Genomic DNA, 6,067 nt, shown 5'->3' on the forward strand with positions numbered 1-6,067 from the left:
TGGCGTCTCAGTTTGAATTTCGTCAATCAGATGGGCGAAAGTCGCTGCGGTAGAGGCCGGGCGATCGTCCGGTCAATCGTTTGAATGCCTGCGAGAACGACGGCACCGATTCATATCCGACGGCGCGCCCGATCTCGCCAATGTTCTGGTTCGTTTCCCGCAGAGCCTTGGCGGCAAGGTTCATCCGCCACCGGGTCACATAGGACAGCGGCGGCTGTCCTACCAGTTGAGCGAAGCGACGCGCGAAGGTGGCCCGGGACTGTGCTGCGCCGCTGGCAAGGGAAGCGATGGTCCAGGGATTGCCCGGCCGCTCGTGGATCAGGCGCAAAGCCTGCGCAATGCCTTTGTCGCGCAAGGCGCCAAACCATCCCCCTGTTCCGAGTGGCTGATGTTCGATCCAGGCGCGCAACAAGAAGATCAACGTGCTGTCGAGAAGGCGTGGGGCGACAATGTCGTGGCCGCCGAGATCGCCTTTCGCTTCGACCTGCAGAAGTTCCAGGGCAAGCCGCAGCGGCTCGCTGGTGTCGATCTGATTCCGGGTCAAATGAATCAGCGGAGGAAGCAGCGAAACCATCGGATATGGCCCGACGCCGTCGAGTGAATATCTCGCACAAAGAAGAGTTGTCGCGCCGCTCTCGCTTTTCGGTTCCAGTCCGCTCCGATTTGCGGAAAGGACGGCGGATATCGATGCCGTCGGTGCATCCGCCGGATTGCAAAGGGCATGCCCGATACCGCTCGCGACAAGGATGACATCTCCCTCGCCTAAGCGAATCGGCTCCCTTTCACCGGCTAACCGCAGCCAGCATTCGCCGTTCTGTATGACGTGGATGGCGGCATTCCTTGTCGGATCCACCGAAATACCCCATGGCCGATGCAGGGTCGCGCTGCCGATCATGGCGCTGCCAAATCGCAGCGAAGCAAGAACTTCGGACAAGGCGTCCATGAGAACCATCCTCCAACGATGAATAGGACGACGATATTAGACGATTGGATAAGAATCCAGGCGAATAGCGTATCGACCATCTCACAAGCGTGGCTGATTATGTTGGCAAGATCGGCCTGCGGACGCTCCTGTCCACAACAGGCAGAAGCAGGCACGGGAAGGAGCAAAAACATGCGTGACGAACCATCAAATCCAGTTCCAGCCAAGACCCATAATTTGCTCGACACCAACAAGGCGATCGTCCTGGACTTCATCGACAAAGCAGTAAACCAAGGCAACATCGAAGCTGCTTCGATGCATTTTGGCGAACGCTACATCCAACACAATCCGAACATTGCGGATGGTGCGGAAGGCTTCAAAGCCTATCTGCAGCAGCTCAAACAGTCATTTCCCCTCATGAAGGGAGAGGTGAAGCGGATTTTTGCCGAAGGGGATTTCGTCATCGTGCACATGCACGCAAAACGCGAACCGGAGGAGGAGGGCCTAGCCATTGTCGACATTTTCAGGCTGAAGGACAGCAAGCTGGTCGAACACTGGGAAGTTCGGCAGCCTATAGCCGATAGCAAGCTGCACGCCAACAGCATGATCTGAATGCGCATAGGCTCTCAGGCTGACTTGTGCCCGCACGTTTCGCTGATTACGCTGCCGGCGGCAGGGCCAGCACCGGGAGACCATCCGTGAGCATCGAATTTCTGTTGACGTCGCTGATTGTCGTGGCTTCGCCCGGTACCGGCGTTCTCTATACGCTGAGCGCCGGGCTTTCGCGTGGTGCGCGCGCCAGCATCATTGCCGCTTTCGGCTGCACGCTCGGCATCATTCCGCACATGGCGGCCGCCATCACCGGCCTCGCGGCTCTGCTGCATACAAGTGCCGTCGCCTTCGAGACGCTGAAATATCTCGGCGTCGCCTATCTTCTCTACATGGCCTGGAACACGCTGAAGGAGAAGGGCGGCCTGAGCGTCGACGAAAATGTCGCGCCGCGCTCGGCCGGCAAAGTGATCACTTCGGGCATCCTCATCAACATCCTCAATCCGAAGCTGTCGATCTTCTTCTTTGCCTTCCTGCCGCAATTCGTCAGCACCACCGAACCGCATGCGCTGTCGAAAATGCTGGAGCTCAGCAGCATCTTCATGCTGCTCACCTTCGTGGTCTTTGTCGGCTATGGCATTTTTGCCGCGTCGATCCGCAGCCATGTCGTGTCGCGGCCAAAGGTGCTGACCTGGATGCGCCGTACCTTCGCCGGAGCCTTTGTCATGCTCGGCGCCAAACTGGCGCTGGCGGACCGGTAGACAGGAAGGTCGCGGGCAGCGCAAATCTATCCCTTCACATAGCCCATGGCCTCGACGATCTGCCCGTCCGCCACGCGCATCAGGTTGACGCCGCGCAGCGAATTGCCGTCGGCCATGCAGTAGCGCCAGCGGATCGTCGCCCGGTCGCCGGCGACGAAAGTTTCTTCGATGTCGAAGCGCGTGCCGGGTCCGGTCGCGATCGCCGACCACAGTTCGACGCAGGCGCCCTTGCCGATGCGGCGGGCGCCGTCCGGGGCCGGCGTGGTGTTCTCGATCACGCAATCTTCCGCCACCAGATCGTCGAGCGCCGACGGGTCGTGGCGCTGGAAGACGTCGTTGTAGCGCCGCATGATCTCGGCCGTTTCGGCGGAGCGTTTGGCTGCGGCGATGTCGATGATGAGTTCCTGTGTCATTGGATATTCCTTCCCTTCAGTGATCGGTAGCGGTTTCGATGAGGCGGGCCTTGAGCGTGATCACTGCGACGCCGGCCAGCGCCCGCGACACGAGGCAGCTCTCCTTGGCCGTCTGCGCCAGCCGCTCGAACTCCCCCGCCGCCAGCCCGGCGACGCTTGCCTCGGTCTCCAGCTCGATACGGGTCAGCGTCGGTCCGGCCGCGGTGGCGCCGAGATGCGCTTTCGCGATCGTGTGGATGCGCGCGGGAGTGTAACCTTCGCGGCCGAGGACGGCGCTCAGCGCCATCGAGAAGCAGCCGGCATGCGCCGCCGCAATCAATTCCTCGGGATTGGTGCCGGGACCGTTCTCGAAACGCGACGGGAACGAGTAGGCGCCTTCGAAGACGCCGCTGCCGAGCTTCAGCCGGCCCGAACCTTCCTTCAACGATCCCTGCCATTGGGCCTCTGCTTCACGAATGGTCATTGTGTCTCTCCTTTGATTTGAGGGGTCGATCAGATTTTGGGGCGGACCAGTCAGGCGCTGTCGACGACCACTTTCCCGAAGACGTCGCCTTGCTGGAAATAGCGATAGGCGTCGTTGGCCTCGTCGAAGGCGAACACCTTGTCGATGACAGGCTTAAGCCGATGCACCGAGATGGCGCGCAGCATGGCTTCGAGGTTGGTGCGATTGCCGACGAACAGGCGGCTGATGGTGGCGAGGCTGCGCTGGTAGACCGGGCCGGGGATCTGCACCGTCCCGCCTTTCCCATCCTGTATGGTGAGAAGCACGATGCGCCCGTAAAGCGCGCAGGCGATCATCGATTGCGCGAAGGTCGGCGGGCCGCCGGTCTCGACGACGAGGTCGATGCCGCCGGTCTGCTCGCGCACCGCAGCACCCCATTCCGGCATGTCGGCGGTCGAGACGACGAGGTCGGCGCCCAGCGCCTGCAGCCGGTCCAGCTTCTCGTTGCGCGAGCTGACTGCCACGTCACGGCAGCCGAGCAGCTTGGCGAATTGCAGCGCAAATAGCGCGACGCCACCCGAACCGATGACAAGAACCCATTGGCCGGGCTTCGGCATTTCGGCCGCCGTCACGGCATTCCAGGCGCTCAGGCCGGCGCAGGTTAGTGTCGCCGCTTGATGCCAGTCGAGATGATCGGGAAGCCGCACCGCCCATTGCTCGTCGAGCACGACGTATTCGGCCAGCATCCCGTCCAGCGTGCAGCCGAGCTGGTCGATCAGACCGGCATTGATGTGGCCGTCGATCCAGCGCGCAAAATAACTGCCGGTGATGCGGTCGCCGACGGCGAAGCGGGTGACGGCATCGCCGACGGCAACGACTTCGCCGGCGCCGTCGCTCAGCGGGATAACGCCTTGGCGCGGCGCCAGCGGGTAGGTGCCGTTGAGGATCATCGTATCGCGGCGGTTGAGCGAGGTGGCGCGGACACGCACGACGATCTCGTGCGGCTTCGGCGTCGGCTGCGCCTCGTCGCGCATCACCAGGCACTTGGTCCCGCAGGTTCCTTCAAGACGATAACTGCGCATTTGCCTCTCGTATATGTAGACTGATCTACATATTATGTAGACCGATTGTCATACTCGAGGCAATGCCTATAATGCTCACTCCTGACAGAGGTTGACATGGCGAACGACACCCGCACTCGCATACTCGAGACGACGGGGCTGCTGCTGAGGCAGCGCGGCTACCACGGCACGTCGCTCAACGATATTTTGAGCGCCTCAGGCGCACCGAGAGGTTCGCTCTACTTTCACTTTCCAGGCGGCAAGGATCAGCTGGTCATCGAGGTGACGCGCGACAGCGTCGCCGATGTGACGCAGAGGCTGGACGCCGCGCTCGCTGCCGAAAAGGACCCGGCGGTGGCTGTCCACCACATCTACCAGTCGGTCGCGCGCATGCTGGAAGACAATCGGTTCACGCTCGGTTGCCCGATCGCGCCCGTGGTGTTGGACTCGCCGATCGACATGCCGGAACTGGCCGAGTTGTGCCGGTCCGCCTTCGAGCAATGGATAGGCTTGCTCAGGGCGGCCTTCGTCAGGGCAGGGGTGCCCGAGCGACGCGCGCACGCGCTGGCACTGCTGGTCGAATCATCGCTTGAAGGACTGATGGTGATCGCACGCGCCACCCACGACCGCGCCCCGGTGCTGGCGGTAGCCGATGAGGTCGCGGCGTTGATTGAGGGGGCATTGCCGGCCAAGAGTGCCACCGCAGCGGTGCATTGACGTTTATGCCTTCATCGCATCGAAGGCGGCGCGGCGTTCCGCCAAAAGGGCCAAGGCTGCAGCTCGACGATTGATGTTCTGCGCCGCCGCGACGCCTGGAAGTAACGGCATGGTGGCCGAACAGATGCGTCCTGCGGGATACGCGCCTGCTTACTTGGGATCGGACGGCCTCTCAATCTCCGCCACATCAACGAAAAAGGGCGGCATCGCTGCCGCCCTTTCCGTAAGCTTGCGAGATTGGCTGGATTAGAAATCCATGCCACCCATGCCGCCCATGCCGCCGCCGCCCATGCCGCCAGGCATGCCGCCGCCAGCCGACTCCTTCTTCGGAGCCTCCGCGATCATGGCTTCGGTGGTGACCAGCAGGCCGGCGACCGAGGCCGCGTCCTGCAGAGCCGTGCGCACAACCTTGACCGGATCGACGATACCCATGGCGATCATGTCGCCATATTCGCCGGTCTGGGCGTTGTAGCCGAAGGTTGCCCCCTTGTTCTCAAGGATCTTGCCGGCAACGATCGATGCTTCCGCACCGGCGTTGGCCGCGATCTGGCGGGCCGGAGCCTGCAGCGCGCGGCGCACGATGTTGATGCCGGCGGCCTGGTCGGAGTTGGCGCCGGTTGCCTTGATGCTCAGCGAAGCGCGCAGCAGTGCGACGCCGCCGCCGGGAACGATGCCTTCTTCGACGGCCGCGCGGGTCGCGTTGAGGGCGTCATCGACGCGGTCCTTCTTTTCCTTGACTTCCACTTCGGTCGCACCGCCGACGCGGATGACGGCAACGCCGCCCGCCAGCTTGGCGAGACGTTCCTGCAGCTTCTCCTTGTCGTAGTCCGAGGTGGTCTCCTCGATCTGCTGCTTGATCTGGGCGACGCGGCCCTGGATTTCGGCCTTCTTGCCGGCGCCGTCGACGATGGTGGTGTTCTCCTTGGAGATCGACACCTTCTTGGCGCGGCCGAGCATGTTCAGGCCGACATTCTCGAGCTTGATGCCGAGGTCTTCGGAAATGACCTGGCCACCGGTGAGGATGGCGATGTCTTCCAGCATGGCCTTGCGGCGATCACCAAAGCCCGGCGCCTTGACGGCGGCGATTTTCAGGCCACCGCGCAGCTTGTTGACGACCAGCGTGGCCAGGGCCTCGCCTTCGACATCTTCCGAGATGATGACCAGCGGCTTCGAGGTCTGCACGACGGCCTCGAGGATCGGCA

General features: G+C 62.4%; 8 protein-coding genes. 3 read left to right on the forward strand and 5 right to left on the reverse strand.

Going from position 1 to position 6,067, the window contains the following annotated elements; genetic code table 11:
- Positions 1-22 precede the first annotated feature (22 nt).
- Positions 23-952 carry an AraC family transcriptional regulator gene (locus NKI25_RS25725; RefSeq protein ID WP_084641214.1) on the reverse strand — a complete coding sequence of 310 codons (930 nt, stop codon included), beginning with the start codon at positions 950-952 and terminating at the stop codon, positions 23-25.
- 162 nt (positions 953-1,114) lie between these two features.
- Between NKI25_RS25725 and NKI25_RS25730 the strand changes: the two genes are divergently transcribed.
- Both NKI25_RS25730 and NKI25_RS25735 read left to right on the forward strand, forming a co-directional pair.
- Positions 1,115-1,534: a nuclear transport factor 2 family protein gene (locus NKI25_RS25730; RefSeq protein WP_352999715.1), complete on the forward strand. Its 420-nt coding sequence runs from the start codon at positions 1,115-1,117 to the stop codon at positions 1,532-1,534.
- A gap of 86 nt (positions 1,535-1,620) precedes the next feature.
- Entirely contained in the window at positions 1,621-2,232 is a 612-nt protein-coding gene (locus NKI25_RS25735) for a LysE family translocator (protein ID WP_352616803.1), read from the forward strand.
- Between the two features lie 26 nt (positions 2,233-2,258).
- Here NKI25_RS25735 and NKI25_RS25740 read toward each other — a convergent pair whose 3' ends face one another.
- From NKI25_RS25740 to NKI25_RS25750, 3 genes are read right to left on the reverse strand one after another with little or no spacing between them, the layout of a single operon-like run.
- Positions 2,259-2,645 carry a nuclear transport factor 2 family protein gene (locus NKI25_RS25740; protein WP_352452751.1) on the reverse strand — a complete coding sequence of 129 codons (387 nt, stop codon included), beginning with the start codon at positions 2,643-2,645 and terminating at the stop codon, positions 2,259-2,261.
- A 16-nt stretch (positions 2,646-2,661) separates the two neighbouring features.
- Complete coding sequence (locus NKI25_RS25745) at positions 2,662-3,108, reverse strand: OsmC family protein (protein WP_352622135.1); 447 nt, start codon at positions 3,106-3,108, stop codon at positions 2,662-2,664.
- A gap of 50 nt (positions 3,109-3,158) precedes the next feature.
- A complete protein-coding gene (locus tag NKI25_RS25750) occupies positions 3,159-4,169 on the reverse strand; it encodes a zinc-dependent alcohol dehydrogenase family protein (protein WP_352999718.1) in 1,011 nt (336 codons plus the stop codon).
- 96 nt (positions 4,170-4,265) lie between these two features.
- Between NKI25_RS25750 and NKI25_RS25755 the strand changes: the two genes are divergently transcribed.
- Positions 4,266-4,865: a TetR/AcrR family transcriptional regulator gene (locus tag NKI25_RS25755; RefSeq protein WP_352517833.1), complete on the forward strand. Its 600-nt coding sequence runs from the start codon at positions 4,266-4,268 to the stop codon at positions 4,863-4,865.
- 246 nt (positions 4,866-5,111) lie between these two features.
- Here the strand turns inward: NKI25_RS25755 and groEL are convergent.
- On the reverse strand, positions 5,112-6,067 hold a 956-nt coding region (gene groEL, locus NKI25_RS25760; protein ID WP_352999720.1), incomplete at its 5' end, for a chaperonin GroEL.

Source organism: Mesorhizobium sp. M0808 (assembly GCF_040320025.1).
Taxonomy (GTDB): Bacteria; Pseudomonadota; Alphaproteobacteria; order Rhizobiales; family Rhizobiaceae; genus Mesorhizobium.